This is a genomic window from Shewanella sp. VB17 (assembly GCF_013248905.1).
GTDB lineage: Bacteria > Pseudomonadota > Gammaproteobacteria > Enterobacterales > Shewanellaceae > Shewanella.
Genome location: NZ_JABRVS010000001.1, coordinates 3,532,566 through 3,559,134, shown reverse-complemented (window position 1 = coordinate 3,559,134; position 26,569 = coordinate 3,532,566). Strand labels below are relative to the sequence as shown.

Below are 26,569 nucleotides of genomic sequence, written 5' to 3'. Positions count from 1 at the left end.
AGTTGTATACACGTAAATTATCATTTTTTAAAATGCCAACGTTTAATTATCAGGCATTATTTATGTTAACAAAATCTAATTTTCATAAAAAAATCATATTAGGAGCGGGGTTAATGATTGGGGCCGTTATTTTATGGCCCAATCAGCCAGTATCTTTGTCGCAACGCATTCCCATTGATCTGGATATTGAAGCATTACTGGTAAAATTGACGCCCTCGGCGCCTATGGACATCTTCATTAATCAGCCTGATTACGTCAAAGAAGTTGCTTCTGGAGACACATTAAGTGATCTGTTTGCTGATGCTGGCGTTGATCAGAAAACCATGTATCGTGTGTTAGAAGTCGATCTGGATGTTTTGGCACTGGATACACTTAAGCCAGGGAATAAAATTAGCTTCTGGCTGAATGATAAAGGGGAATTACAAAAATTAGAACTGTATTTTTCTGCTGCTCGGCAAGTGACTTTTAGCCGTTTTGATGATGGCGATTATAACGTTGAAGAGTTTCATCATGATGGAGTTTGGCAGAATCGTGCTGTGTCAGGTGAGATCCATGGTTCTTTCTATGTGTCAGCGAAAAAAGCCGGATTAAGTGCGGCAGAAATACAGCGTGTTGAGTCGTTACTCAAAGAAAAGCTCAATTTTGCTCGAGATCTTAGGGCTGGAGATACCTTTTCAGTCTTGATGAATGAGCAGTTTATCGAAGGAAATGCGACTGGAGCCAGTGACATTATCGCGGTCACGATACATCGCGGTCGCAACGATATTAATGCTTATCAAAATAGCGATGGTAATTTTTACGATGAGCAAGGTCGCAGCTTGTCACGGGCTTTTCAGCGTATACCTCTACAGAAAAATTATCGTATTAGCTCCAGCTTTGACCGATATCGTCATCATCCAGTGACGGGGAGAACGGCACCACATAACGGCACTGATTTTGCGACTCCAACAGGGACACCAGTGGTGGCTCCTGGTGATGGCGTCGTATCACTGGTGACTAAGCATAGGTTTGCTGGTACCTATGTGGTGATCGATCATGGCAATAAATATCGTACTCGTTACCTTCATCTTTCTAAAGCATTAGTGCATAAGGGACAACGAGTAAGCCGGGGTCAAGTGATTGCGCTATCCGGTAATTCAGGGCGAGTGACAGGGCCTCACCTACACTATGAGTTTCATGTCAATGGGCGTCCGGTTAATCCTATGAAAGCGAACATTCCACTGGCGAGTCAGTTATCGAAGAAGGAGATGAGCGAGTTCCAACAGTTAGTTAAGGTGAGACAAATGATGATGGGGCAGACCTAAAAATCAATGCAATATTTGGATTAACAATTAAACGTTAGCGACATGTGTTGTGTGATTAGTCATAAGGGTTTGAGTCGTGGTCGATTTGAGTTAAGAGTAGGCGCAAGTCGAATTCCAGTTGATGGTAATCCGCTTCCATGTGGCAACAAAGTTGGTAGAAGGCTTTGTTATGATCTTTTTCTTTCAGATGGGCGAGTTCATGGACGACGAGCATACGAAGAAATGGCTCTGGTACTCGCTTTAATCGTGATGATATGCGGATTTCATTTTTGGCTTTGGTTTTATTTCCCTGTACACGCGAGACATAAGAGTGCAAACCCAGCGCTTGATGACTCAGGCTAATTTTATCATCGAAGAGGATTTTTGCCACAGGTTGTGACTTACGTAAATATTGATTCTTAATCGCCATCGTATAGTCGTACAGGGCTTTGTCAGTGCGAATGTCATGGGTGTTAGGATAGCGATTAAGTAACACATTTTTCAGTTTACCACTGCTAAGTAGGCTGGCAACTTGATCTTGTATTTCTTGCTGATAGCCAGCAATGTATTTTAGTGGCGTCATAATAGAGTGGTATTCTTGCTAGGGAAAATGTCGAACGTAGCAGATGCTACGTTCGTGGTTGGTATTTATTCATTATCCCAAATATTGAAGATATGTTGATTGTGATAAGCATAAGCCACATCAAAAGCAGGCTGCTGGAAACGCTTAAGTCCTAATCCTTCAAAATCGACCTGAGGTGGATTACGCTTTAAGCGTTCTTTAACGGTGACCGGTGACATTAATATCACTGGCAGTTCAAGCAACTGTATAACGGCTTCAGCTTTAAAGCTGGTCGCACTGCCTGCTAATTTACCTTTCTGCTCTCTGGCAATAATCACAACTTTGTCGACGTGATAGTCTTGCATTAATTTACTGAATGCAAAATTAAAATCACGAATAGAATCGGTAGATTCTGAGTGTGAAATAACAAATGATTGTTGGCGGCAATCAGGTACGTTAAAAGTGTCACCTTCATAGCTCAACAAGCAGATAATGGCTTCGCCACCTTTCAATTCAACGCCACAAACTCTCATGTTACACCTTAAAAAAAACAATATTATGCGTATTATACAGTGAAACCTAATTAGGATCAGCGTTTAGATGTAAATAGATTAATCTTCCGGGGTTTCCTGAAGTGTTGATTTTTTCTTTCTTAGCATAGGCGCATCACCGACATCAATGCCCGTGATAAAGCGTTTATCTTTCGCGATTTTGGCTTTAGGTTGATTTTGTTTCTGGCTGGCACTGACTTTAGTACGTTTGGTTTTATTTGGCGTTTTCTTGCCTGTTTTAGGTTTATCTTTTAGCCCAGCAAACTTGCCTTTAAGGCCATCAATAACACTCAATTCGAAGGTCTTATTTAAAAATTGTTGGACTTGTTTAAAACTTACCCAATCTTTCGGCCCGACTAAGGAGACGGCATCGCCTTTAGCGCCAGCACGTGCAGTACGACCAATTCTGTGAATATATTCTTCGGCGAGTTTAGGCATGTCAAAATTAATGACCAAGGAAACATTGAGTAAATCGAGTCCACGAGAGGCCACATCGGTCGTGACTAAGACATCTTGTATGCCACGGCTAAACTGATCCATGATTTGATTACGGGCATTTTGATTCAAATCGCCACTGAGTGAGGCGGTATTAAAACCGTCTTCGGTTAATTTATTTGCTAAACGTTCTGTGTCTTGGCGCGTTGCAGTAAAAATAATGATTTGTTTATGCTGGCCTTGCTTAAGAATATTAAGTAGCAAGGCCTCTTTGTGATCAAGGTGGTCACATAAATAAATTTTCTGAGTAATGTCTTGGTTTTCAACATTGCTGGCCCCGATAGCCACATGTTTAGGATCGTTGAGCAGCTCAGCAGCAATATCATTGATTTCAGTATGATCTAGGGTCGCTGAAAACATTAAGGTTTGACGACGTTTATGATCCGCAGCAGTGTTGATTGCTTTTAATTGTGCTGTAAAGCCCAAGTCCAGCATACGATCTGCTTCATCTAAAATTAGCAGCTCTAACCCATTGAGATGTAAGTTGTGTTGGGCTAAATGATCCGCAAGACGGCCTGGTGTTGCGACAACGAAATGTGGATCTCTAGTCAGGGCTTTTGCTTGATCATTAAAGTTCTCACCACCGAGGATTTTAATGGCCTTATATTGGGTGTTAGCCACTAATAGACGTAGCTGACTATACACTTGATTAGCAAGCTCACGGGTAGGCAATAAAATTAACACTCTTGGATCACGTTTACTTAAGGCTCTAGTTGAAATGATTCTCTGCATTGCCGGTAATAAAAAGGCTAACGTTTTACCTGAGCCTGTTTTTGATGATGCCATCAGGTCTTTTCCTGATAGACCGACGGGGATCGCTTTCTCTTGAATCTCAGTAGGCGTGGTTATCCCCATATGATCGAGACTCTGCAACAGGCGCGTGTCTAGGGAAAATTCGGTAAATAGCAAAGCTGTGCTCCAAGATTAATTCGACCCATGATTATAACCTAATTTGGCCGTGTTGAGCCATAGAGATGATGATAAGAAGGGCGTCTTTTTATGTCATTATGCATTCTTTTGTTCTCTCTAAAGCTAATTACTTACTCAAATCAGCTTAGTAAGATCTTGTTTGCCCTATTTTTAAGTGCGTTATGGTCTATATTGATGAATGAATTGTTCAACAATTTTTTCGGTTTTTAGGACAGGTGTATTAGGAGCAATCACATGAAAAAAATATTGGTCGTTGATGATCAGCTGGCAATGCGCAATATGTTTAGAAAAATACTTGTTAGTGATGGCTTCGAGATTGAACTAGCCGAAGATGGTGCATTGGCTTACAAAGCTGCGCAGTTGCTCAATTATGATATGGTGATCACGGATTACCATATGCCGAATCTTAATGGTATCGAATTGACGAGAAAGCTGAGGGCACTAGGGTCTTATATCGGCATCCCCATTTTGATTGTTTCAACGGCAAGTAATGTTAAATTTAAGGAAGAGGCTAAATTGGCAGGGGCGACAGGATGGTTTGCTAAGCCGATTAAGCAAAATGAACTCTTGCCTACGGTGCTAAAGCTCATTCATTTACGTTAATGGCTGCTATTGTGATAGTTTGTGTTGATGGATTATTACGTATTTAATCGCAAGTGTTTAGGCATGATTAATGCATTATATTATACACTTATTCTTAACCTGCCGATTATTTGACTATGAATTCAATTACCAATACCGCCAGTCAGCTGAATAAAATTAATCTTGCTGAAAAATATGATACCAACAATACCGCAGAGGCAGAAGCGGGGAAACACAGTGATAAGGTGAGTTTAGGTCAAACCCGTGATGCGGCTAAAACGGCGAACAATGAGCAAATTAAAGATGGATCCGTCTATTTATCATCCAGAGCACTGCGAGCACAGAAAATTGACAATATGGCGCAAGATTTCTTTGCTGATGGCCAGTTTACCAGTGCCGATTTACCTCAATTGATACAAAGATTACATCAAGATGGCATCCTGTCACAAACTCAATTAACTCGTTTGTCGGATGAAGGAATTGAGGTGCCCAAATCCCAAGGAAAAGTGGATGATATGAAGACATTTATTGAATCTACACGCAGTGAGATTGAAGCCACAGCTGCAGATAATACCACTGTGTCTACGGTATTGATTAAATTATTGGATGATGCTGAAAATGTATTAGATAACATGGCTAATGTACAAAGCAAAGAGATCAGTCAGCAGGCTGCTAGGGTGTCTTCTCAATTGAATGTCTTCTTACAGGGTGATGTTGAGATGAGCGCAGGTGATGCGGAGCAGTGGCGAGGGTTGAGATCTTTAATGCAATTGGCTTCTTCTATGGGCGATAACCAACAGGCAAATGGACAACTTAATGGCTATTTAGCCCTAGGTAAGTAACCTGAACTTGGGTTAAGTAGGCCATGTGAAAAATATTAATCAGATAATGAAATATTAAGGCACAAGCATAATATCTTGAGTGTAGTTGATAATATTGAGCTTAACGCAATTGTTGACCGCGGTTGAGTGCAATCAGTTTATCTAAGATATACTCACCATCCATACGGATCCCATTGTGTTCATATTCAGAAGTTAACCAGTAATTTAAATGACCGATTTGTTTACTGCTCTCTAAACTGTAGCCCATGTCGACAAACATATCTTCGCTATAGATGGCTGCAGCAATTGGGACGTGGTTGTTGGCTAAAATATCTACATTGTAGAGTGTTGGCCAATCTCTTTTACTGGCGAGTAAATGTGCAGCCTGTTTGAGTGGTTTTAAGTTAGTGAACTGTTCGAAAAACCAAGGGTAAATCATCTCTCCAGTAAATAAGAATGGCTTATCTTGGTGGTAATTGAACTCATCATATTGAGCGCGAATACGTTGAGCAGACCAATTTGAGGCTGTGTGTTGGCAGTATATACTTTCGTGCAACAACGCAAAAATAGGGTGAGTGTTAAAATCAAGTAACTGACAAAACTGTGCTAAAAAGAGTGGATTGATCTCTGGTCCATTGTCGGTGGTTATCAAGGCATGCTCTAGTAAGTAATAAACGGATTCAGCTCCTTGCTCCATACCAATATTGATGCCTATCAGTTGCAACATTTCCACAGTGAGTCGCTCGCCAGTGGCGATACGTACCTCATGATGGGTAATATGCGCAGCAAGTTGACTCACAAGCTGTTGTGCATCACTGAAACGGGTAAAGAAAGCATGGTTTTTAGCCAATACTCTTTGATAGGTAGCTTGATACACTTCATCGGCAGGACGAGTAAGGGAAGGTATTCCACCTGTGATATAGGCTTCATCTAGTCCCTCTGGTGCATCATTGAGATATTTAAGCACGCAGAAACCACCGAAGCTTTGACCTAAAACACTCCATTTTTGTCCAGGGCAAAGTTGTGCTCGTATGGCCTCTGCATCACGAATAATATTGTCAGCTCGAAAATGTGATAGGTATTCAGCTTGTTGCTCGGAATTAAAATGGGCTAGGGTTAAGTGGTTGATTGGGCTAGAAAGTCCAGTCCCTCGCTGATCTAAAAGCAGTACCCTAAACTCTACCAGTGCACGCTTAATCCAACCTGAATTAGCTGTAGGTCTGACGGCACCAAAGCCCGGTCCACCTTGAAAAAAGACTAAAAATGGACGTTCATTGGTATCGGGAGCGGTGTTGGTTGAGATGAGCTCTCTGGCAAAAATTTGGATTTTCTTTCCCTGAGGATCGCTATAGTTCAGTGGTAAGATGAAGGTATGTTTACGTGCGGACAAGCCAGCTAAGATGAGATCGTTTTTCATCGGACGCCTAAAATGCGTTTATTGTTATGTCGATTGTATACAAAAATTGGATCGGAGCAATCACCTTTCGTCTCGATGTTTAGTGATGATTTAAGTGGCTGATACCGACTTGGATACTCAAATTATTAACTTGTAACTCTTTGTGTGATAACTTGTGTTGCTTATTAACTTAACATTTGGAAGCCGAGATGTCTCATCATATAGAGGATATTCTTGCTCAATGGCAGAGAACTCCTGATGATGAGTGGGTGCTTGCCGTGATAACGAAAGTGCGGGGTTCAGCCTACCGTAAAACTGGCGCCATGATGTTATTTCATCCATTGGGTCGTTCGGTAGGGTTACTTAGTGGTGGTTGCTTAGAGGCAGATCTACGCCGACACGCGCAAATGGCCATTGAGAGGCAGCAAGCTGTACTTGTGCAATATGACGCCAGTGATGAAACAGATGCCAGTTATCAGTTGGGGTGTGGGGGGATTGTCGATATTATGTTGGTTCCTCTTAAACCTGAAAATAACCACCTTTGCTTTCACCAATTGGCTGCACAATTAGCACATGATGGTCGCTGTTCTTATCACATATCCCTACCTCAAAAGAACACCGCACTGGCCAAGGTAAGTACCAATGTTAAGTCGGAGAAAGCTGATGGTAGAGACAGTGATAGTGCTGTTTCCATTGAGCACAATGTGTTAGTGATCTCACTACGTTCTCGGTATCGGCTGGCTATTTTCGGTGGTGGCTTAGATGCCCAACCTATGGTGGCGATGGCATTGAGTTTAGGGTGGCAGGTAGACTTAATTGATGGACGGACAAGCTATGCACGCAGTCATGATTTTCCGGGGGCGAATATTTATAGGGAGTCAGTTGACACTCTGCCCAAGACATTCAGGCACCATTTAGATGCTGTCATCGTTATGCAACATAATTTGGCATTGGATGCTAAAGCGTTAGCGCTGGCTCATGAGATAGATAAAGACGGTAAGTTGAGTTATTTGGCATTATTAGGCCCTGCACATCGTCGAGAGAGAGTATTGCAAAAAAGTGAATTGCATAGCGATGATTTTCAGTGCTTTTTTTCCGCCCCAGCAGGGTTGGCGCTGGGAGGGGAATTGCCAGAGTCGATAGCCTTGAGTATTTTGGCGCAATGTCATGGCATATTGCATGATGCGAAACAGATCCCTCTGGACAAGGTGATGCTGTGAATACCTTAATTGCATTGCTTGCTGCTGGGAAAAGTACCCGATTTCACGGTGTCAAATTGGCGCAAACAATAAATGCACAAGGCACGACGTTACTTGAAGATAGTTACCGTAAGCTTAAATTAGTGGCTGAAAAATCGAACGCCCGATTGGTGGTGATTTTAGGCGACCATGAACAACAACTTTCCCCCTTACTGCCTGATGATGCTGAATATGTGATTAATCATGAATTTGCCATGGGCTTATCGACTTCTATTGATCAGGCTGTTCGGTTTGCCGAAAGACATAAAATTGATAATTTACTGATCGCATTAGCGGATCAGATCGCGATAACAACCGATGAATACCTTAGTTTACTTCGAGCATTAAGCCTGAAGTCTCGTGTTTGCGTGACCTTTGACAAAGCGTTATCTGTCCCTGCGATATTCAGGCGTGATGACTTTGACAAATTAGCTGCACTCAGAGGCGATTGTGGCGCTAAGTCGATATTGATGGCGCTTAATCAAGCGGAAAAATTGCACACGGTTGAGATGAGCAGTGCTGCATTTGATATTGATACCCCCGATGAATTAGCCAACTGGATAGCCACGAATACTTTGATATAAATAAAGCGACTTATAATAATCAAGCAGCCTTACTTTTAGTTGTGATAGGCCGAGATGGAGTGAATCATGTCAGATAATGAACTTAACCTTAACCTTAACGGTAGGCTATTTAAGCTCGATGCGGATCCTAATATGCCTATTCTGTGGGCTGTCCGCGATATATTAGGATTAACGGGGACAAAATATGGCTGTGGAGCAGGGCTGTGCGGAGCGTGTACGATTCATATTAATGGTAAAGCGAGTAGGGCATGTTTAACCAGTTTAAAACAGGCTCAAGGTAAACAGGTGACCACCATTGAGGGATTAAAGGCTGACAAACTGTTGGCATCTTGGTCTGATCATAATGTACCTCAATGTGGTTATTGTCAGCCTGGACAACTGATGTCAGCGGCAGCTTTACTGAGTCAAAATAGTCAACCAAGTGATACTGATATTGATGATGCTATGTCAGGCAACATTTGTCGCTGTGGCACTTACCCGCGCATAAAGGCCGCTATCTTGAGTGCTTCAGCCGCTTTAAAGGAGGAGAAGTCATGAAGCCTTTATTTACTGCTGTGGAAAACGTCAGTCGTCGTGATGTGCTTAAATTGTTTGGCGCCACAGGTGGAGGTTTGGCCTTAAGTGCGAGTTGTCTAGGTTGGAGCCCGATGCTCATGGCGCAAGGAGAAGATGCCAGATTGAATATGTTTATCGCCATAGGTGAAGATGACAAGGTATATCTTACTTGCCACCGCTCTGAAATGGGGCAAGGGATCCGTACTGGGATCTCACAAGTATTGGCTGATGAATTGGGTGCTGACTGGAATAAAGTCGTTGTAGTGCAAGGTCTGGCAGATAAGCGTTACGGCAGTCAAAACACCGATGGCTCACGCAGTATTCGCAAAGGTTTTGATAAGATGCGTGAAATGGGGGCGATGGCCCGCAGTATGCTTGAACAAGCTGCGGCCAATCAATGGCAAGTGCCCGTGTCTGAATTGAATACTGCACATAACGTGGTGATGCACGTGCCATCTGGAAAATCGAGTCGTTTTGGGGAGTTAGCGGTTGCCGCTTCTCAGCTTCCAGTGCCCTCAGCTGACACGCTGATAGTAAAGCCTGCGAAAAACTTTACTCATATCGGGCAATCGCACCAGATTGTCGATATGCAAGCGATACTCAAAGGTGAGGCGAAATACGGTTACGATATCCAGTTAGCAGGGATGCTGTACGCCAGTATTATCCACCCGCCCGTATTTGGTAGTGAGGTTAATCGCTTAGATGATAGTGATACTCGTCAGGTGGCGGGTGTGATAGGGGTTGTTCGTTTACCTGTGCCTAAAGGGGCGCCAGCTTTTCAACCTCTTGGTGGTGTTGCGGTGATAGCAACCAATTCTTGGAGCGCGATTGAGGGCAAAAAAGCATTAAAAATCACTTGGACTGGTTCGGTGAATGATAGTCATGACTCTACCGTTTTTCTGAAGCAGTTAATTGAACGAGTACAAGCGCCCGGTCAGATGGTAAAGCAACACGGTGAAGAGAATACTGATTGGCCCAAAGATAGTACCATGACAGCGACTTATACTGTCCCTTATCTTGCACATTCACCGATGGAGCCTCCCGTTGCCATCGCCAGTGTCACTGATAAGGGTTGCGAGCTGTGGGCATCAAGCCAGACGCCTCAACGTGCAGCGCAAAATGTGGCAGGATCGCTTGGAATAAAAGAAGATCGCGTGAAGGTTAATGTCACCTTGCTTGGGGGAGGATTTGGACGTAAATCTAAGCCTGATTACTGCGCTGAGGCGGCCATATTATCACAAAAAATGAAGGCGCCCATAAAGGTGTGTTGGAGTCGGGAAGATGACATTCAACATGGTTATTTACATGCCATTAGTGCGCAGTTCTATCAGGCTAAACTAGGACGCGATAAAATGCCGCAAGCGATGTTGCAACGAACAGCGTTTCCAAGTATAGAATCAACTTTTACTCAAGGGGCTCATTATCCAGCAGATTGGGAGCTTGATTTAGGCTTTGTTGATGTGCCGCTAGCCGTTAACAGCCTGCGTTGTGAAACCGTAGAAGCTCAAGCTCATACACGGATAGGCTGGATGCGCTCTGTGTGTAATATTCAACATGGGTTTGGGATCGGCAGTTTCGTCGATGAACTTGCTGTTAAAGCCAAAAAACCCGTGACACAGATGTGGCGTGATTTATTGGGAGAGGTGCGCAAAGAAAAATTTGTTGGGCAAGGGTTTAAGTATGGCAATTACGGTGAGGAATTAGCTCGTCATCCTGTTGACATCGCCCGTTATCATGGTGTTATTGATGCGGTTGAATTAGGGATGAAAAAAGGACATCAGCTTAAAGATGGTCAAGCTTGGGGATTTGCTGTGCATCGTAGTTTTGCTGCCTTTGTTGCTATGTCTTTATTGGTGCAGGTGGATAAGAATAACAAGCTACGTGTGTTGCGCGCTGTAGCTGCAATCGATGCGGGTAGGGTGGTTAACCCTGATAGAGTCAAGTCTCAGGTAGAGGGGGCGATTATATTTGGTTTGAGTTTAGCGATGATGGGAGAGGTAAGCTTTAAAGAAGGAAAAGTTCAGCAATCCAATTTTCATGATTATCCCCTGTTGAGAATAACCCAATGCCCTGATATTGAAGTTATCATTATTCCATCTGAGGCCTCACCTGGTGGCGTGGGCGAGCCCGGTGTTCCTCCTGTAGCCCCAAGTTTGACGAATGCTATCTTCGCAGCATCAGGCATAAGAATAAGACATCTTCCTGTTAATCAGTATTTGACCGTGTAATTGAGTTCGATATTGCCGCGTCTCTTTGGTGTTTATGATGTCTGGGTGAAATACAGCAAATGACCTCAAGATGCAGCATGGTGAAGTGTTCGATTGATGTAGCGGGATAATTAAGTGATTCATCGACGCTGCTAACGCCTATTTCAACTCAATATTAAACCTATCAGTTATCCTTTATTAAAAATATAAAAGCAAAATTAAGGTTTTGCTTTTATATTGCCTATTATTTAGATAAGAGTGTGGGAGCGTTTGCTAAACCTTAAAATATATAGAATTTAAATGAGGTCGATGTGAAAAAAAATCGAATGGTATGCTTGTGTGAAGGATTTTTTTGGTATTTTTTAATCGCAGGGATGTTTGACGCCAGTGCAGAAAAAATAAGATTGGTGAATGTGTCGGGAGACATCATGGCGAATATGGTCGTGTATCTGCAACCTAAGCATAGCATTGAGCCGATAGCGATGGATAACATCAGGCCACCTTCTGAGGTACATCAACACAATAAACAATTTACCCCTTATATCACGGTGATACAAAAAGGTTATGAGTTACAATTTGTTAATGATGATGATATTACTCATCATATCTATTCAGCTGCAGGGCCGAAGCGTTTTTCCTTTAAATTAAGAAAAGGCAGCGCAATGAAAAACATGGTATTTGACCAAGTGGGTCACGTTTCCATGGGGTGTAATGTTCATGATTGGATGAGTGGCCATCTATTGGTACTTGATACTCCTTATTTTGGGATCACCAATGATATGGGGGAAATAGAATTTAATGACCTTCCTCATACTGACTACATATTAACCATATGGCACCCTCAATTGTTAGCCGCCGATAATCGTCAATCACAAGCGCTCACACTTCCTTTTTCTGAGCGATTAACGTTAACGATTATGGCATCAATGGCAGATATTCCCGCTCAACAAAGTCTGAATGATTTTGATTTTCTGGAAGGCTACTGACATTGAGGATATTTAACCGAATACAGACACGAATTTTTGCCTTTTTTGTGGTGCTATTAATAGGTGTACAAGCCATATCATTTGCAATCACTTTTTTTGCGAATAAACGGCTTGAGCAACAGCAGCTTAATCATCAGCTATCAGTGGCTGAGTTGGTGTTTAAATCAGACTATGGGAAACGTAATTACTATCTGTCAGCTTTTGCTGAAACGGCCGCAAAAGATTTCGGCCTTAAAGATTTTTTTATCAATGATGACAGCCGCAGTTTTTTAGTGGCACTTAATAACCATAGAAAACGCATTGATGCCGATTTGGCCATTGCGGTGGATAAGCATGGCATTATTATCGGCGAGTTAATGCTCGATACTAACAGGTTGAATGTAGGTAAAGTTAGCATAGGTCCTGAGCAAGGAAAACCGTTTCGTTATTCATTAGAGACTGACTATAAAGAGACTCATTCTCTTTATGAACTTGAAAATCACATTTATCAGATTAAATTTGCGCCTTTAAATAGCGGAGCAAATAACGTGATTGGGTGGGTGGGGTTTGGTTTTATTATGGGTGATGAATTAGCCAAGACATTACAGCTGCATACAGGATTGAACACTGGCTTTGTGGTAACAGAGCAAGGCCAGAATAATCAATTTATCAGTTTGTCTGGTGACGATTTAAATGCGGCCGATAATGAAGCTGTGTCCAATTTTATTCATCATGGCCACGCCAATGAAGATTATGTGCTTTGGCACGAATGGCTAGGTAAAGTGGACGAAAAAGAGGTGCACGCTTTTATGTATCTGACACGTCATGATGTACTTGAGGCATTCCAAAAACAGTGGTTACAGCAGTTAGGATTAATTTTATTAATGCTGCCAATTTCTCTCTTGTTGGCTTTTATTATTTCACGTGGAGTAACGAAGCCGATTCAGTTATTAATTGAGCAAGCAAGATATATTGCTAAAGGGAATTATAAGTCTAAAGTGCAGGTGGGAAACAATGTTGAAATGCAGCTTCTCGCTGAAGAGTTCACTATTATGCAGGAGGCGATTTTAAGTCGTGAAAGTGAAATAGCGTTTCAAGCTTACCATGATCCTTTGACGCATTTAGGTAATAAAAATGAGCTTGAACGCGTCACTTTTTCTTGGTTTGCAGACAAAATGGCTGTGGCCATTTGTTTAATAGACATTAAACGCATGACGGAGGTGAATGGCACTTTAGGCCACGTGGTAGGGGATGAGGTGATAAAGGAGATGGGAAGACGTTTGTTATCTTTGGATAATATTGACCTTGTTTGTCGCCTTAGTGGGGATGATTTTGTGTTGGCTTTTAAAGATATATCGCCCAAAGAGTTACGAATATTAATGATAGATCTGCAAAAAAGTATTGAGGCTGAATATCGCTATCAAGATATTTCTTTGCACTTGCAACTCACGATAGGCATTAGTTTTGTTTATTACCCTAGCAATTTAGAAACCGTAATGCGTCAAGCGGATACGGCGTTACAATATGCTAAAAAACATAAGCTAGATCAGCAGATCTACAACCAGCAGATTGATGTGAATACGTTAGCGCGATTACAATTGATTAATGAGCTTAAATCGGCCATAGACAATAATGAATTGGTGCTTTTTTATCAGCCTAAACTCGATCTTAAGTTGAAAAAAGTGACTCATGTTGAGGCGTTAGTGCGTTGGCAGCATCCTGATCGAGGCATCATTTTACCGGATGAGTTTATTCCTATTGCAGAACAAATGGGGCAGATGAATGCGTTAACACGTTGGGTGATGAATGAATCTATTGTTCAATATCTACAATGGAAATCTGAGGGCATAGATTTATCCATCGCAATCAATATTTCTGCTGAAAATTTGAAGGATGAATATTTCTGCCAATATGTGTTGGATGTGATGTCAGATAGGAACATTCCGATTGAAGCCTTAACGTTAGAAATCACTGAAGATGCGGTAGTGTCAGATCCTGAAAATGCAATTAAGCAACTTAAAATACTCAAAAAATATGGGCTTAAGCTTTCTATTGATGATTACGGTACTGGGTATTCATCCTTAGCTCAACTTAAAATGTTGCCAGTTGATGAGTTAAAAATTGACAAATCATTTGTGCAAAATTTAATGATGAGTCTTGATGATCAAATTATTGTGAGTTCGACATTACAGTTGGCCCACAGTTTAGGATTGACCGTTGTTGCTGAAGGGATAGAAGATGAAGGGACGTTAAATTGGCTTATTGAACGTGGGTGTGAGATGGGGCAAGGATACTATTTATCTCGGCCTATACCGGCAGATAAGATCGCTAACTGGCTAACTAACTCACATTATTAGTGTTGTTGCCTGTTACTTTTAACAGTGTTCTGCATATGATAGGTGCGAGGAGCAAGGATGAAATATTGGTTATGGATGTTCAGTTTGTATTCATCGATAACGGTGGCAGCTGAGCATAAAGTATCCGGGGTGATGGATGTCAGAGTAAGTTACACACACGGTATTACTTCTTATGTTGATGCCGGTCTTGGCAAGTTTCGTTTTAACCCTGATGGCCAATTATCCTTGGCCCAAGGTGGATTGAGTTATCGCGTCGATTGGGATAACCCATTCTCGTTCCATGTTGTGGCGAATGCTTATCTTGATGGGGTAAGAGATAATATTGGGATCACCGAAGGCTATCTGATATATAAAGGTTTACCCTGGGATAATGGGTTTCGACTGTCGGGTAAATTTGGGATCATGTATCCTGAGATTTCCATGGAGAATATCGCTACTGCCTGGTCATCACCTTATACGTTAACTTACTCTACGATGAATAGCTGGCTGGGTGAAGAAGTGCGTCACCTTGGTGCTAGATTAAGCCTTGAGCACCTAGGGAAATTCAATGGCACAGCTTTAGATGTTAAGTTATCTGCTGATTTTTTTCAGTATAATGACACCACAGGTGCGATGTTAGCGTGGCATGGATGGACCAGCAGTTCACGCCAGACGTTGTGGCAGGAAAAATTGCCACTCAGTGCTCTCCCCAGTCTTGATGGTGGCTCACTGGCGTCTCAAGCTAAGGAGTCAGATCCTTTTTTAGAGCTAGATGATCGCATGGGTTACCATGTTAATACTCAATGGCGGCTGCATGACATGGGACGGTTTGAATTTGGCTATTATGATAATGATGCCGATACACGAGTGGTTAAAAATGGCCAATATGCTTGGTTAACGCAATTTTTTCATGCTGGCATTCAATGGCGTTTACCGTATGATATCGAATTCATTGCGCAATATATGAAGGGAGATACCTTGATGCAATCTCCTCAGGGGATTAATATTGTCGATAATGGCTATAACAGTGGCTTTGTTTTACTCAGCCATCGATGGCTGAAACATCGAGTGTCGATTAGGTTTGAAGATTTTAGTGTCATTGATAATGATCTCACCGTCGATGATGATAATAGTGAAACAGGCAATGCCATGACGTTTTCTTATGGTTATCAATTACGCAAAGGATGGTTTTTACAGGCAGAATACAACCGGGTAGATTCGACCCGACCTGCTCGCGCAGAACAAGGTAATAGTAAGGAATTAATTGAGGAGCAATGGCAGCTGGCGAGCCGTTATTATTTTTAATGAAATAAGACTTGCTAGGTTCTCGCACTTTAATGCCAGAACCTGAGCGTGTAAAAGTTAAAGTGCGGCTGCGACCATAGTACCTTGTTTTATGGCGCGCTTTGCATCGAGTTCTGAGGCGATGTCAGCACCGCCGATTAAAGTCACTTTGATATTATTCGACGCCAAGTCTGCCTGAAGGGTTTTGTGTGAGTCTTGGCCTGCACAGATAATAATATTATCGACCTCTATATGTTGTGAGACTCCCTCTAGATTGATATGTAACCCTTGATCATCGATTTTTTCGTATTGCGCTCCCTTAATCATCTTTACGCCTTTATTTTTCATCACAGTGCGATGGATCCAGCCTGTACTTTTGCCCAGTCCATCACCCACCTTGGTTTTTTTGCGTTGAATAAGGAAAATGTCACGAGGTGAAGGTGCACGTTGAGGCTGGGTTAATCCACCAGGGCTAGAGACGCTGAGATCGATGCCCCATTCTTTCATATACGCCTCTTTATCTAAACTGGTGGACGGACCTTGATGAGATAAAAACTCAGCAACATCAAAGCCAATACCGCCTGCTCCGATGATGGCTACTCGTTTACCTACTGGTTTTTTATGCTTAAGCACGTCTATATAACTCATCACCATCGGGTTATCAATACCTGCAATGTCAAGTTGGCGTGGGGTGATCCCCGTAGCAAGTAAGACCTCATCAAATTCAGTTAAGGTATCTTTACTCGCTGTTGTGTTTAATTTAAGGATCACCCCAGTGAGTTCGATTTGTTTTTGGAAGTACCTAATTGTTTCAGCAAATTCTTCTTTACCAGGCACTTGCATCGCGATATTAAATTGACCACCAATATAACTTTCGGCCTCAAATAAGGTGACCTTATGGCCGCGTTTTGCCGCCGTTGTCGCTGCAGCAAGTCCAGCAGGTCCGGCGCCAACAACAGCAATGTTTTTTATTTTATTGGCAGGGAGGATAAGCAGCTTGGTTTCATGGCAAGCTTGTGGATTGACTAAGCATGAGACAAGCTTCATCTGGAATATATGATCTAAGCAGGCTTGGTTACACCCAATGCAGGTGTTAATTTCATCTGATTTGTCGGCTGCGGCTTTGATCATAAAGTCAGGATCTGCCAACATAGGGCGGGCCATTGATATGATATCAGCATTGCCCTCAGCCAAGATAGTCTCAGCAAGCTCAGGGGTGTTAATGCGGTTGGTGGTGCACAAAGGAATCGTGATCTCTTGTTTCATGCGTTTGGTTATTTCAACAAACGCGCCACGAGGCACACTGGTTGCAATGGTGGGAATACGCGCTTCGTGCCATCCTATTCCTGTGTTGATAATACTTGCTCCGACCGCTTCAATCCCTTTCGCTAGCGCGACAATCTCTTGCCATGTGCTGCCATCTTCAACGAGATCTAACATGGATAAACGAAAAATTACAATGAAGTTTTTACCGACAGCCTCTCTGATACGGCGGACAATTTCTAGCGGCAATCGTGTTCGGTTCTGATAGCTTCCGCCCCAACGATCCTGTCTATGATTGGTGTGTTTACAGATGAATTGATTGATAAAGTAGCCTTCAGATCCCATTATCTCAACGCCATCATAACCAGCAGCTTGTGAGTTAAGGGCACAATTAACGAAGTCTTGAATTTGTTTCTCAATACCGGCTTCATCCAGCTCTTTGGGAACAAAAGAATTAATGGGAGCCTGTATGGGTGAGCAGCTGACTAAATGTGGCTGATAGGCGTAACGGCCAGCATGCAATATTTGCAGGCAAATGACCCCATCCTCTTGATGCACGGCTTGGGTGATGATCTTATGGTTCTCAATATCATCATCAGTGGCTATCATAGTGGCATTGGGCATACCACCACCTTCAAGATTAGGCGCAAAGCCACCGGTGACGATAATACCTATGCCACCTGCAGCGCGCCTAGCATAATACGCTGCCATGCGTTCGAAACCATCAGTGGCTTCTTCTAAGTTAGTGTGCATCGAGCCCATCAAGCTGCGGTTTTTTATGGTGCGAAATCCCAAATCTAATGGGGCCATCAAGTGCGGGTACGGATTGCTCATTATTCAATGCCTAGTTATTATAATTGTTGGTTAACGATAGAGCGAATGCTACGATTAGCCAATGACTAAAGTTAACAAATTAATGATTATAATTTGCATGGTGGTGTGTTGTGAAACTGGGTGATATTTCTGTCTCTTATATTGAAATCGTCATTAAAGCGATGCGGATACTGGGTGAAGATGTTGAGGATCTGTTAGCGAAATATGGCATAGATAATGCTGCATTAGCCTCTCCAGATGCGAGAGTGACTATTCCGAAGTTTATGCGATTAGGCCATGATTGTATTGAAAAAACGCAGACTCCTTGGTTAGGGCTTATCATGGGAGAAGTCACCACTGTGACGGATTTAGGGGTCGCTGGGTTATTGGCATTTTCGGCGAAAAATCTAAAGCAAGCATGTGAACAAATATGCACCTATGAGCGATTGAATAAATACAATTCACGTGGTCAGTCGCATTTTTATGTCAATCATTGTTTTGGTATGCAGATGGGTCAAAGTCATATGCTGTGCCGAGATTATGGAGTTGAAGAGGGTCAGGGATTTTTGAGGTTCTACTCTATCAATCCTTATAACGAATATAACTACTTTGTCGTCGACTCAATTCTGTCTGGTTGGCATCAAGTGATCAACGTCTTGTGTGGCCGAGACGACGCAGTCGAAAAAGTCTGCTTTGAATTTCCAGCACCTTCCTATGGCGATAAATACAGCCATTACTTCAATTGTGAGGTGTTATTTAACCAGCCAAATAACTATCTGATCATCAAGGCTGAAGCCTTAGATTGGCCTTGTCTGAGCCACAGCGCACCCACTTTCGAATTGTTAAGGCGTGGGGCAGAAACCGAGCTTGAAAAAGTGCGCTTAGGGCTAAGCTTTCATGAAAAGGTGAGTCGGGTGATAGGACCATTGCTTGACGGAAGTACTCCAACGCTAGAGCAGATCTCCCTTCAGCTTAATATGGCACCGTGGACAGTGAGAAGAAAACTGGTGGATGAAGGCGGAAGTTTTCAGCAAACACTCAATGACACCAGGCGCACTCTGTCCATCAGTTATGTGCGAGATACCGCATTGAGTTTAGGTGAAATCGCTTATTTGTTAGGGTTCGGCTCACCAACGGCCTTTCAACGTGCGTTTAAACGCTGGACGGGAGAAGCCCCTGGGAGATTTAGACACAGGGGAACTCAGGGAGTAGAGTCGACGAGGTCGCTCGTCGATGTCGATAAAACATAAAATGAAAGTTCAGTGAGCCTGGGATCAATGGCATTGATGCCCAGCTCAGTTTTACAGGAGCAGCCTGCCCAAATCAGCTCAAGATACTCGTTGTTGAGTTGCCGCAGGGTAGCGCAATAGTGCAGTGACTATGCTGAACGTTTTTCAAGTTCTATTTCATCTTTAAGTTTACGCTTGAGAATTTTGCCCACTGGTGACATGGGAAGTTCATTTCTAAACTCGTATATTCTGGGGATTTTATATCCTGTGAGCTTGTCTTTACAGAAATCTTTAAGGTCTTGAGAAGTCAAAGTGACATTATTATGAGTGACGACATACAGCTTGATTACTTCGCCTTGTTTAGGCTCTGGTACCCCGATAGCGGCACAATTGAGCACATCGGGATGTGTAGCGATGATCCCCTCTATCTCATTGGGAAACACATTGAAGCCTGAAACGATGATCATATCTTTGACTCGATCGACAATGCTAACATAGCCATCTTTGTCGATGATAGCGACGTCGCCTGTTAACAGCCAGTCTCCATCGGTAAAGGAGTCTCGGGTTGCCTTAGGACGATTCCAATAGCCCTTCATGACTTGTGGGCCTTTAATACAAAGCTCACCGCGTTCGCCTATGGGCACCTCATTGCCCATGGCATCAATACACTTAAGGCTTGTCTCTGGTAAGGCGATGCCCACCGTTCCCTGACGTTCCAAACCATTAAAGGGGTTCATACACACTGCGGGGGAGCATTCGGTTAACCCATAAGCTTCAGAAATACCCACTCCCGTTATTTTTTTCCAGCGCTCGGCAGTGTCGCCCAGCAGTGCAGTGCCGCCAGAAAGGGTAAACGCCATTTCACTAAAATCGAGTTGTGTAAAACGGGGGGTTTCCATGAGGGAAACAAATAAGGTGTTGAGCCCCATGAGTCCTGTCATTTTAAATGGTTTTATTGCCTTGATAAAGGACTCGGTATCTCTGGGATTAGCGATTAATATGCTGTGTTCACCTAATTTGAAAAATGCCATTAAGTGAACAGTAAATGAGTAGATATGGTAAAGGGGGAGAGGAGCCACCATGATGGATTGTTTATCCCCGCCCATCAGTCGTTGGCCTTGTTCATTCCTTTGTGCCGTAACTGTGCCAGACTGTAGCATGTTGGCGACGATGTTGGCATTGGTTAACTCAGCACTTTTAGCGACACCCGTCGTCCCGCCTGTGTACTGTAATACGATGGTGTCATCGGGTTGACTCAGGTGAGTCGGTTTAAAACCTTTACCCAGAGATTGATTCACCACCTGTCGAAAAGAGATGGCTTGTGGCAAGTGATGCTTGGGGACTAATTTCTTAATGTGTTTAACGGTGGCATTGATCAACACGCGTTTCAGCGGAGGGAGCATATCAGCCAGGCTGGTGGTTAAGATAAGCTCTAAGTGTGTTTCAGCTTGAATATTTTCAACTGATTTGGCAAACACGTCCATGCATAGCAGCGCCTTGACACCGGAATCGTTAAACTGGTGGATCATTTCTGGTTCAGTATAAAGGGGATTGGTATTAACGATGCGTAGTCCAGCTCTTAATGCACCATACACGGCGATAGGGTATTGCAGTGTATTAAGCATTTGAATCGCGATAGCATCGCCCTGAATCAAAGAAGTATGATTTTGCAAATAATAGGCGAATGCCGCGCTATATTCATCTATCTGACGGAAGCTTAATGTGTGGCCTAAACTGGTAAAAGCGGGCCTATCGGCATAGGTAATAAAGGCCTCTTCAATAGCCTCAATGGCTGATTTATATTGGGTTAAATCGACATTGTCAGTAAGTCCTGGGGCGCGTTTACCATCCCAAAAAGATGCTTCCATAAATCCCTCTTCTTTTTTTTTTATTATTTTTGATAAAACAAAGGCACTTCCGTGGGATGACTGCCTTAATAAAGATGTACTTATACGATCACTATCACGTAAATAGCATAAAATGAGAAGTGACGAGTTGTGACTTATTGTTACAAATTAGTACCCTAAACAAACAGATGTTTTTATGATCGAATAATGCATCCTATCGTGACGGTGCTACTCATGCGCTCTTTGAACCGAAGTAACGTTAAAACTCTCTAGCTTTTCAGCCTTCAATTTCAAGCTATATAGCAGGTTTGGCTATACACTGAGTCTCTCTTTGGTTTGTGGAATACCATAGACTTACTCAGTTACTTAATTTAAGAGTTTGATAACGCTTCAAAATCTGGTCGCATTATTATTCATGAGGGTGATATGAAAGATCATGTAGAGCGACTTACGATGAAAAGCAGCGATGGTGTTATTGGGAATGTTCATGAGGTAAAGCTTATTATTAATGAGTTTTATCCGACATCTGAGATAGTGACACTTCCTAGGCCTATTCGCTCTCCACAGGTGCGTACTTAATTTTTTCTAAGGCAGGTAGAATTAAAGGTAAGGATGCTTTAATGAAAAAGATCTCGAAAACATTAGCAGCGATGCAACAAGATGGTACTTATACTCGTATAAATGATAAATATTAGGAGCCTTAGCCAGCGTCAATAGTTAAATGTAATCATTGCCAGGCCAAGAAGCATGCATATTCTCATACGTACTGATCAGCTGTTCTAATTTAGCTCATGCACCATACTATTCTTAAGTTTCTTTAGCACCGCGAAATCAGAAGTACTGAATTTAATCTCTGTGCTTGTTGTGTTCTTAAATGAGGTTTATTTGACGATGGGGAATTAACAACAATGATCCACGCTATGGCTTGATAACATGGATCATTTAATCTGTTGGTTATTTTTTGGATCTAAGATTTATGTAAAACTGCTCCAGATGGGGGCGTGATCTGAAGGCTTTTCGATGCCACGTAAGTCATAATCCACATCGGATCCCACTAAACGTTCAGCGAGTGATTGGGTTGCTAATACCACATCAATGCGCAAACCGCGGTTATCATCAAAGCCTTTACTGCGATAATCGAACCATGAATAGCGTTCTGTACGCTCTGGGTGCAATTGACGGAAAGTATCAACCAATCCCCATTGCATCAATGTGCTCAGCCATTGACGTTCTTCAGGCTGGAAGCTACATTTTCCGGTTTTAAGCCAACGTTTAGCGTTAGGCTCACCAATGCCAATATCGAGATCTACCGGAGAAATGTTAATGTCGCCAATGATGGCGATATCTTCATCAGCTTGGTGGTACTCATTAAGGTAAAGCATCAAATCTTGGTAGAATTTACGTTTAGCTGGATATTTTGTCTCGTGGCTGATGTTTTCACCTTGAGGAAAATAGCCGTTTAATATGGTTAATGGACGACCATTTTCTTGGGTAAAGGTTGCCATAATCATACGACGTTGGGCATCCTCCTCATCGGTTGGAAAGCCTTTTTGAACTTTCACAGGCTCCAGCTTTGATAGCATTGCCACGCCGTAATGGGCCTTGCCACCGTGATAATAGACCTTGTAACCCATGGCTTCAACATCATTGACGGGGAACACTTCATCGTGTGCTTTGGTTTCTTGTAGACCGATCACATCGGGTTGGTGAGTGTCGATAAGTGCTTGCAATTGATGCAGTCGGGCGCGAATGCCATTGATATTAAAAGAAACAATTTTCATTATATATCCCTAAACCTTAAGGAAGAACACGTTTAAAGGGTTTAACGGTCACTTTTTCATAGACGCCTGCGGCGACATAAGGATCAAGGTCTGCCCACGCTTGCGCATCTTCTAGTGAGGCGAAATCAGCAATGACCAGCGACCCAGTAAAACCAGCTTCTCCAGGATTTTCATTGTCAATGGCAGGGTGAGGCCCTGCCACGAGTAGCCGTCCTTCGTCGCTGAGTTGTTGTAAGCGACTGAGGTGCTCAGAACGCGTGGCTAAGCGTGCTGGTAAGCTATTTTCAATATCTTGTGATGAGATCATATACCACATGGTTAATTCCTTTATCTGCACTGAAGCATGGATGTTGTGTCCATAATGCCCTGCTTAACCATGGCATTATGGGATATTACAGAAAGTGGGTGATTATTTTTTCAGCTCTTTTTTATGTTCTTCAGGCATATTTTTAAAGAGATAAATAACAGTGATAACCGTGTTAACCAAGGTGAGCGCTGTTAAGCCAAATACCTTGAAATTAACCCAAGTCTCTTGCGACAGGCTAAAAGCCACATAGATATTAATCAGGGCACAAGCGATAAAAAAGCAGACCCAATACCAGGTGACATGAGCCCATATTTTATCTGCAACAATAAGCTCCTTACCTAGCATACTCTTAAGTATGGGCTTATTGAGCCACTGGCTGACTGTTAACGCGATGGCAAATAGGGCATAAATCACCGTCACTTTCCATTTGATAAAGCTATCATCATGAAATACTAAGGTGAGCGTGCCAAAAAATGTCACCATGACGAAAGTCACGATATGCATCTTTTCTATTTTCTTATATAAAGCGTAGGTCACAATGAGTTGCAGTGCGGTTGCTGCGATAAGTGCGCCACTGGCCGTGTATATATCGAACATTTTATAGACGGCAAAAAAGATCACTAAAGGGAGAAAATCGAGCAATTGTTTCATAGGTCTCTATCTAAATAAGAGTTAAAAAAGAGAGTGTAACATGCCTGTAAAGGCGGCAAAAGAGCTAGCACATCACTCCTCTTTCTGGATTGGGTTCATTTTTAATATCAGTCGTTTTCATGTTTCAATGGGTTATCGTAACTGTTATTTTTAAGCTTTGTTGATGTGTTACTTTTTTAAGGTAAATAATAAATATGATAAATCCTAAATACCTGATTTTAATGATAATATTTGTGATCGTGTTAAATGCAAGGGCGGAAACGCCTAGAGCCTGGAAGCTGGTATCGCTTGGCCGGTCTCATACTTGTGGGATGTTAATTAATAAAGAGGTATTTTGTTGGGGGGACAATTATTCAGGTCAACTGGGTTTAGGCCTAGGCCGTTTAGCTGGTGTGACAAGTCCTCAATTGCTTAACATTAATGATAATCCTCATCAACTTACATCCGTTGGCGATAATTCTTGTGTGTTATTTGAAGATAATATAGTCAAATGTTGGGGAGGAAATCGCAGACATTTATTAGGTAATGGGCTTCATCGGTTAGTCGCTCCAACAATGTTAAATTTAGCTGATAATCCAAAGACGATAACGATGGGACGTGTTCATGCTTGTATAACCATTGCTAATGGTCAAGCTAAATGTTGGGGAGATAACTTTTTTGGGCAATTAGGATCTGGAACTACCAGTCCCACTCACCTACCAGCTAGTGTGAACACGGACATGAATATAAAGCAGATAGCACTTGGTGACAAACATTCTTGTGCGCTATCCGATAATGGTGTTGTGCAATGCTGGGGGAGCAATTATTTTGGTCAGTTAGGAATAGGTGTTCGAGATCATGATGCACATATGTTGCCGCAAACCGTTAATTTAGGTGGGCAGGCTAAGCAAATATCCCTTGGACTTGAGTATAGCTGCGCTTTGTTAGTTGATGGCAGTGTGAAGTGTTGGGGTAATAATCAATACGGGCAGTTAGGGTTAGGTTATACCTACATTAAAGCTAGGCCGCAAACACTTAATATTAATGGGACGGTTAAACAAATAGCAACAGGAAACGAACATGCTTGCGTCCTTATTGAAGATGGCGAAGTGCAATGTTGGGGCAATAATGAGTATGGGCAAATAGGGATCGGTAATAACGTCAACCAATCATTACCACTATCAGTGGCGCTTAGAGACAGAGCTAAAATGATCGCATTAGGCAAAGGTCATAGTTGTGCTATTTTGGACGATGACACGCTCCAATGTTGGGGAGATAATATCAACGGACAACTTGGCATAGGAAATACGCAAATACACTTGATCCCACAAAATGTCATATGATGTAATTAAGGTTAAATAGAGTGGTTTTTGGTTATTTTGTGGGCCATACTTTTAACTCACTCCTCGAATGATGGTTCAGATTGAGAATCGTAATTTGTGCTTTAGGCAATAGGATTTAACTATGATCGTTGAGCAAGATATTGCTAATGTACGTGTTGGTATGTATGTTTTGGACATTACTTATCCGAAAGGACAATTTCATCTGACTAAAGCAACCTGGCTAGAGAGTGAAAGCGTCATTGAGGGATTAAGAAATAAAGGTGTACAGCGTCTTTTAATCGATATGAGTAAAACCAAAGAGTCTGCCATTGTCCTTGCCCCGATTATTGAAAATAACGCGCCGTCATTTACCGAACAAATTGCTAAAGCTAAGCTGATATTTGATGAATCTAAAAATATTCAGAAAAAATTATTTGCAGCAGCAAAAAATGGCAATACCTTAGATGTTAAATCTGTCAGTAAAGTCACCGATGAGTCTATTGATATTATCTTTAAAAACCCTGATGCACTGACGTGTGTATTGAGTATCAGGAATAAAGATGAATACCTATTAGAGCATTCAGTGGCTGTTTCCGTATTGATAACCATGTTTGCTTTCCACATGAAGTTGGATAGAGACATTGTTAGTCAATTAGCGATAGGGGCTTTTTTGCATGATGTGGGTAAAATTTTTGTGCCAGATTCGGTATTAAATAAACCAGGCAAGTTGACAGAACAAGAGTTTGCAATCATGAAAAGCCATGCAGCTCATTCTATTACAACGATTAAAAATACACCGGGTGTTAGTGCATTAAGCCTTGAAGTTGCCGCTTTACATCATGAAAAACTAGACGGTAAAGGGTACCCTAACGGCATTAAAGCGGATGGTATTTCCATGTATGGCCGGATGATCTCTATCTGTGATATTTTTGATGCACTGACCTCGAGTCGTTGTTATAAAACGGGCTATTCTCAGGTTAAAGCGTTTAGTATTTTACGGGCCTTGGCGCAAGATAACCAATTGGATGAAAACCTAGTTGATAGCTTTATTCAATGCATGGGGGTTTATCCTATAGGGGCGTTAGTGCAACTTGATTCGGATAGATTAGCCATTGTAGAGAGTCATAATGTACAAGATCCTATTCGCCCAAAGGTGAAAGTGTTTTATCATTTAAAGCCCAATCATTTTGAAATGACAGAGTATATTGATTTGTCCGCAATGCAAACCGAGCACATAGTCAAATGTGTCAGAGCCGATGATTTTGACTTGAATATGGAGCAGATCATTGAATTTTTAGCCCGTGAAGGATAAGTTAACCTGAGCTCGGGTTAAGCTGTGCCGCTTAATATCGCTATTTTGGCCCCTATCTTTGTTGTGCTTTCTAGTCATAGCCAGCTATTACGTACGAAATCCCGTCTTGATATCGACAAAAATGTCGGCATTAAGTAAGTGGGTTAATAATAATCAGGTGGAATTTAACCTGTTGATTTAAATTAAAAAGTCAAACGTATCTGACACTCGTTATCCCTAGTTCAGGTTAAGTTAATAATTGGCGATGGCACTAATAAAAAAATAGCGCCATTTAGG

The 26,569-nt window shown here is 42.2% G+C and carries 23 protein-coding genes; 14 read left to right on the top strand and 9 right to left on the bottom strand.

Translation table 11 applies throughout. The features are described 5' to 3' along the window. Nucleotides 1–62: 62 nt before the first annotated feature. Nucleotides 63–1,304: a peptidoglycan DD-metalloendopeptidase family protein gene (locus tag HQQ94_RS15315; protein WP_254304073.1), complete on the top strand. Its 1,242-nt coding sequence runs from the start codon at nucleotides 63–65 to the stop codon at nucleotides 1,302–1,304. A gap of 55 nt (nucleotides 1,305–1,359) precedes the next feature. Here HQQ94_RS15315 and HQQ94_RS15310 read toward each other — a convergent pair whose 3' ends face one another. From HQQ94_RS15310 to HQQ94_RS15300, 3 genes are all read right to left on the bottom strand, one after another. After that, nucleotides 1,360–1,866 carry a M48 family metallopeptidase gene (locus HQQ94_RS15310; protein WP_173295229.1) on the bottom strand — a complete coding sequence of 169 codons (507 nt, stop codon included), beginning with the start codon at nucleotides 1,864–1,866 and terminating at the stop codon, nucleotides 1,360–1,362. 65 nt (nucleotides 1,867–1,931) lie between these two features. Further along, a complete protein-coding gene (locus HQQ94_RS15305; protein WP_173295228.1) occupies nucleotides 1,932–2,378 on the bottom strand; it encodes a DUF3010 family protein in 447 nt (148 codons plus the stop codon). A gap of 78 nt (nucleotides 2,379–2,456) precedes the next feature. Then, entirely contained in the window at nucleotides 2,457–3,800 is a 1,344-nt protein-coding gene (locus HQQ94_RS15300; protein ID WP_173295227.1) for a DEAD/DEAH box helicase, read from the bottom strand. 255 nt (nucleotides 3,801–4,055) lie between these two features. Between HQQ94_RS15300 and HQQ94_RS15295 the strand changes: the two genes are divergently transcribed. Beyond that, nucleotides 4,056–4,424: a response regulator gene (locus HQQ94_RS15295; RefSeq protein ID WP_173295226.1), complete on the top strand. Its 369-nt coding sequence runs from the start codon at nucleotides 4,056–4,058 to the stop codon at nucleotides 4,422–4,424. A gap of 116 nt (nucleotides 4,425–4,540) precedes the next feature. Next, a complete protein-coding gene (locus HQQ94_RS15290; RefSeq protein WP_173295225.1) occupies nucleotides 4,541–5,245 on the top strand; it encodes a hypothetical protein in 705 nt (234 codons plus the stop codon). A 100-nt stretch (nucleotides 5,246–5,345) separates the two neighbouring features. Here the strand turns inward: HQQ94_RS15290 and HQQ94_RS15285 are convergent, their stop codons facing one another. Next, complete coding sequence (locus tag HQQ94_RS15285) at nucleotides 5,346–6,641, bottom strand: alpha/beta fold hydrolase (RefSeq protein ID WP_173295224.1); 1,296 nt, start codon at nucleotides 6,639–6,641, stop codon at nucleotides 5,346–5,348. A gap of 188 nt (nucleotides 6,642–6,829) precedes the next feature. On the opposite strand from HQQ94_RS15285, the gene HQQ94_RS15280 reads away from it, so the two are divergent. The 7 genes from HQQ94_RS15280 (at nucleotide 6,830) to HQQ94_RS15250 (ending at nucleotide 15,810) form a co-directional block, all read left to right on the top strand. Further along, nucleotides 6,830–7,840: an XdhC family protein gene (locus HQQ94_RS15280; RefSeq protein WP_173295223.1), complete on the top strand. Its 1,011-nt coding sequence runs from the start codon at nucleotides 6,830–6,832 to the stop codon at nucleotides 7,838–7,840. Beyond that, the gene (locus tag HQQ94_RS15275) at nucleotides 7,837–8,442 is read left to right on the top strand and encodes a nucleotidyltransferase family protein (protein ID WP_173295222.1); all 606 of its coding nucleotides are present in this window, start codon (nucleotides 7,837–7,839) and stop codon (nucleotides 8,440–8,442) included. The genes HQQ94_RS15280 and HQQ94_RS15275 overlap by 4 nt, the downstream gene beginning before the upstream one ends. Nucleotides 8,443–8,508: 66 nt before the next feature. Next, nucleotides 8,509–8,979, top strand: a complete 471-nt coding sequence (locus HQQ94_RS15270; RefSeq protein ID WP_173295221.1) for a (2Fe-2S)-binding protein — start codon at nucleotides 8,509–8,511, stop codon at nucleotides 8,977–8,979. Next, a complete protein-coding gene (locus HQQ94_RS15265) occupies nucleotides 8,976–11,225 on the top strand; it encodes a xanthine dehydrogenase family protein molybdopterin-binding subunit (RefSeq protein WP_173295220.1) in 2,250 nt (749 codons plus the stop codon). Before HQQ94_RS15270 ends, HQQ94_RS15265 begins: the two co-directional genes overlap by 4 nt. A 290-nt stretch (nucleotides 11,226–11,515) precedes the next feature. Continuing rightward, nucleotides 11,516–12,190: a hypothetical protein gene (locus tag HQQ94_RS15260; RefSeq protein WP_173295219.1), complete on the top strand. Its 675-nt coding sequence runs from the start codon at nucleotides 11,516–11,518 to the stop codon at nucleotides 12,188–12,190. Between the two features lie 2 nt (nucleotides 12,191–12,192). Beyond that, entirely contained in the window at nucleotides 12,193–14,526 is a 2,334-nt protein-coding gene (locus HQQ94_RS15255) for a GGDEF domain-containing protein (protein WP_173295218.1), read from the top strand. A 57-nt stretch (nucleotides 14,527–14,583) separates the two neighbouring features. Further along, the gene (locus tag HQQ94_RS15250; protein ID WP_173295217.1) at nucleotides 14,584–15,810 is read left to right on the top strand and encodes a hypothetical protein; all 1,227 of its coding nucleotides are present in this window, start codon (nucleotides 14,584–14,586) and stop codon (nucleotides 15,808–15,810) included. 57 nt (nucleotides 15,811–15,867) lie between these two features. Here HQQ94_RS15250 and HQQ94_RS15245 read toward each other — a convergent pair whose 3' ends face one another. After that, nucleotides 15,868–17,886, bottom strand: a complete 2,019-nt coding sequence (locus HQQ94_RS15245; protein WP_173295216.1) for an NADPH-dependent 2,4-dienoyl-CoA reductase — start codon at nucleotides 17,884–17,886, stop codon at nucleotides 15,868–15,870. A 110-nt stretch (nucleotides 17,887–17,996) separates the two neighbouring features. On the opposite strand from HQQ94_RS15245, the gene HQQ94_RS15240 reads away from it, so the two are divergent. Next, nucleotides 17,997–19,115 carry an AraC family transcriptional regulator gene (locus HQQ94_RS15240; RefSeq protein WP_173295215.1) on the top strand — a complete coding sequence of 373 codons (1,119 nt, stop codon included), beginning with the start codon at nucleotides 17,997–17,999 and terminating at the stop codon, nucleotides 19,113–19,115. A 128-nt stretch (nucleotides 19,116–19,243) separates the two neighbouring features. On the opposite strand, the gene HQQ94_RS15235 is transcribed toward HQQ94_RS15240, so the two are convergent. Beyond that, nucleotides 19,244–20,962 carry an AMP-binding protein gene (locus HQQ94_RS15235; RefSeq protein WP_173295214.1) on the bottom strand — a complete coding sequence of 573 codons (1,719 nt, stop codon included), beginning with the start codon at nucleotides 20,960–20,962 and terminating at the stop codon, nucleotides 19,244–19,246. Between the two features lie 405 nt (nucleotides 20,963–21,367). Here HQQ94_RS15235 and HQQ94_RS15230 point away from each other — a divergent pair, with 405 nt between their 5' ends. Beyond that, on the top strand, nucleotides 21,368–21,520 hold the full coding sequence (locus tag HQQ94_RS15230) for a hypothetical protein (RefSeq protein WP_173295213.1): 153 nt from the start codon (nucleotides 21,368–21,370) through the stop codon (nucleotides 21,518–21,520). Between the two features lie 395 nt (nucleotides 21,521–21,915). On the opposite strand, the gene xthA is transcribed toward HQQ94_RS15230, so the two are convergent. The 3 genes from xthA to HQQ94_RS15215 form a co-directional block, all read right to left on the bottom strand. Continuing rightward, a complete protein-coding gene (gene xthA, locus HQQ94_RS15225) occupies nucleotides 21,916–22,722 on the bottom strand; it encodes an exodeoxyribonuclease III (RefSeq protein WP_173295212.1) in 807 nt (268 codons plus the stop codon). A gap of 16 nt (nucleotides 22,723–22,738) precedes the next feature. Continuing rightward, entirely contained in the window at nucleotides 22,739–23,038 is a 300-nt protein-coding gene (locus tag HQQ94_RS15220) for a YciI family protein (protein ID WP_173295211.1), read from the bottom strand. Nucleotides 23,039–23,131: 93 nt separating this feature from the next. After that, on the bottom strand, nucleotides 23,132–23,680 hold the full coding sequence (locus tag HQQ94_RS15215) for a septation protein A (protein ID WP_173295210.1): 549 nt from the start codon (nucleotides 23,678–23,680) through the stop codon (nucleotides 23,132–23,134). A 194-nt stretch (nucleotides 23,681–23,874) separates the two neighbouring features. Here HQQ94_RS15215 and HQQ94_RS15210 point away from each other — a divergent pair, with 194 nt between their 5' ends. Both HQQ94_RS15210 and HQQ94_RS15205 read left to right on the top strand, forming a co-directional pair. Further along, nucleotides 23,875–25,002 (top strand): RCC1 domain-containing protein, encoded by a 1,128-nt coding sequence (locus HQQ94_RS15210; protein WP_173295209.1) that lies wholly within the window; start codon nucleotides 23,875–23,877, stop codon nucleotides 25,000–25,002. A 121-nt stretch (nucleotides 25,003–25,123) separates the two neighbouring features. Then, on the top strand, nucleotides 25,124–26,293 hold the full coding sequence (locus tag HQQ94_RS15205) for an HD-GYP domain-containing protein (RefSeq protein WP_173295208.1): 1,170 nt from the start codon (nucleotides 25,124–25,126) through the stop codon (nucleotides 26,291–26,293). Nucleotides 26,294–26,569: the final 276 nt, after the last annotated feature.

Coding starts and splice junctions, on each gene's coding strand:
- HQQ94_RS15210 (WP_173295209.1), top strand. CDS start 23,875: ATGATAAATCCTAAATACCTGATTTTAATGATAATATTTGTGATCGTG.
- HQQ94_RS15245 (WP_173295216.1), bottom strand. CDS start 17,886: ATGAGCAATCCGTACCCGCACTTGATGGCCCCATTAGATTTGGGATTT.
- HQQ94_RS15230 (WP_173295213.1), top strand. CDS start 21,368: ATGAAAGATCATGTAGAGCGACTTACGATGAAAAGCAGCGATGGTGTT.
- HQQ94_RS15305 (WP_173295228.1), bottom strand. CDS start 2,378: ATGAGAGTTTGTGGCGTTGAATTGAAAGGTGGCGAAGCCATTATCTGC.
- HQQ94_RS15215 (WP_173295210.1), bottom strand. CDS start 23,680: ATGAAACAATTGCTCGATTTTCTCCCTTTAGTGATCTTTTTTGCCGTC.
- HQQ94_RS15250 (WP_173295217.1), top strand. CDS start 14,584: ATGAAATATTGGTTATGGATGTTCAGTTTGTATTCATCGATAACGGTG.
- HQQ94_RS15270 (WP_173295221.1), top strand. CDS start 8,509: ATGTCAGATAATGAACTTAACCTTAACCTTAACGGTAGGCTATTTAAG.
- HQQ94_RS15265 (WP_173295220.1), top strand. CDS start 8,976: ATGAAGCCTTTATTTACTGCTGTGGAAAACGTCAGTCGTCGTGATGTG.
- HQQ94_RS15235 (WP_173295214.1), bottom strand. CDS start 20,962: ATGGAAGCATCTTTTTGGGATGGTAAACGCGCCCCAGGACTTACTGAC.
- HQQ94_RS15285 (WP_173295224.1), bottom strand. CDS start 6,641: ATGAAAAACGATCTCATCTTAGCTGGCTTGTCCGCACGTAAACATACC.
- xthA (WP_173295212.1), bottom strand. CDS start 22,722: ATGAAAATTGTTTCTTTTAATATCAATGGCATTCGCGCCCGACTGCAT.
- HQQ94_RS15315 (WP_254304073.1), top strand. CDS start 63: ATGTTAACAAAATCTAATTTTCATAAAAAAATCATATTAGGAGCGGGG.
- HQQ94_RS15280 (WP_173295223.1), top strand. CDS start 6,830: ATGTCTCATCATATAGAGGATATTCTTGCTCAATGGCAGAGAACTCCT.
- HQQ94_RS15220 (WP_173295211.1), bottom strand. CDS start 23,038: ATGTGGTATATGATCTCATCACAAGATATTGAAAATAGCTTACCAGCA.
- HQQ94_RS15295 (WP_173295226.1), top strand. CDS start 4,056: ATGAAAAAAATATTGGTCGTTGATGATCAGCTGGCAATGCGCAATATG.
- HQQ94_RS15290 (WP_173295225.1), top strand. CDS start 4,541: ATGAATTCAATTACCAATACCGCCAGTCAGCTGAATAAAATTAATCTT.
- HQQ94_RS15205 (WP_173295208.1), top strand. CDS start 25,124: ATGATCGTTGAGCAAGATATTGCTAATGTACGTGTTGGTATGTATGTT.
- HQQ94_RS15310 (WP_173295229.1), bottom strand. CDS start 1,866: ATGACGCCACTAAAATACATTGCTGGCTATCAGCAAGAAATACAAGAT.